Source organism: Streptomyces sp. BK340 (genome assembly GCF_007827595.1).
GTDB lineage: Bacteria > Actinomycetota > Actinomycetes > Streptomycetales > Streptomycetaceae > Streptomyces.
Genome location: NZ_VISR01000065.1, coordinates 3,737 through 5,153 on the forward strand (window position 1 = coordinate 3,737; position 1,417 = coordinate 5,153).

Below are 1,417 nucleotides of genomic sequence, written 5' to 3' on the forward strand. Positions count from 1 at the left end.
GAGTCTGAGACCTGATGCCGAGCCGATTGTGGCGAAGTGGATGATCCTATGCTGTCGAGAAAAGCCTCTAGCGAGTTTCATGGCGGCCCGTACCCTAAACCGACTCAGGTGGTCAGGTAGAGAATACCGAGGCGTTCGGGTGAACTATGGTTAAGGAACTCGGCAAAATGCCCCCGTAACTTCGGGAGAAGGGGGGCCAGCTCTGGTGATGGACTTTACGTCCTGAGCTGGGGTTGGCCGCAGAGACCAGCGAGAAGCGACTGTTTACTAAAAACACAGGTCCGTGCGAAGCCGTAAGGCGATGTATACGGACTGACGCCTGCCCGGTGCTGGAACGTTAAGGGGACCGGTTAGCTCTGATTCGTCAGGGCGAAGCTGAGAACTTAAGCGCCAGTAAACGGCGGTGGTAACTATAACCATCCTAAGGTAGCGAAATTCCTTGTCGGGTAAGTTCCGACCTGCACGAATGGCGTAACGACTTCTCGACTGTCTCAACCATAGGCCCGGTGAAATTGCACTACGAGTAAAGATGCTCGTTTCGCGCAGCAGGACGGAAAGACCCCGGGACCTTTACTACAGTTTGATATTGGTGTTCGGTTCGGCTTGTGTAGGATAGCTGGGAGACTTTGAAGCATTAACGCCAGTTAGTGTGGAGTCGTCGTTGAAATACCAGTCTGGTCGTGCTGGATGTCTAACCTGGGTCCGTGATCCGGATCAGGGACAGTGTCTGATGGGTAGTTTAACTGGGGCGGTTGCCTCCTAAAGAGTAACGGAGGCGCCCAAAGGTTCCCTCAGCCTGGTTGGCAATCAGGTGTTGAGTGTAAGTGCACAAGGGAGCTTGACTGTGAGACCGACGGGTCGAGCAGGGACGAAAGTCGGGACTAGTGATCCGGCGGTGGCTTGTGGAAGCGCCGTCGCTCAACGGATAAAAGGTACCCCGGGGATAACAGGCTGATCTTCCCCAAGAGTCCATATCGACGGGATGGTTTGGCACCTCGATGTCGGCTCGTCGCATCCTGGGGCTGGAGTCGGTCCCAAGGGTTGGGCTGTTCGCCCATTAAAGCGGTACGCGAGCTGGGTTTAGAACGTCGTGAGACAGTTCGGTCCCTATCCGCTGTGCGCGTAGGAATATTGAGAAGGGCTGTCCCTAGTACGAGAGGACCGGGACGGACGAACCTCTGGTGTGCCAGTTGTTCTGCCAAGGGCATGGCTGGTTGGCTACGTTCGGGAGGGATAACCGCTGAAAGCATCTAAGCGGGAAGCCTGCTTCGAGATGAGTATTCCCACCTCCTTGAGAGGGTAAGGCTCCCAGTAGACGACTGGGTTGATAGGCCAGATATGGAAGCCCGGTAACGGGTGGAGTTGACTGGTACTAATAGGCCGAGGGCTTGTCCATTGATGCTCGCGTTCACTGTGT

Annotated in this window: 1 rRNA gene (only partly in view); it reads left to right on the plus strand. The window is 55.4% G+C overall.

The features are described 5' to 3' along the window. Positions 1–1,396: ribosomal RNA gene (locus FB157_RS46900) — 23S ribosomal RNA — on the plus strand; it begins 1,796 nt to the left of the window's first position. The last annotated feature ends 21 nt before the right edge of the window (positions 1,397–1,417 follow it).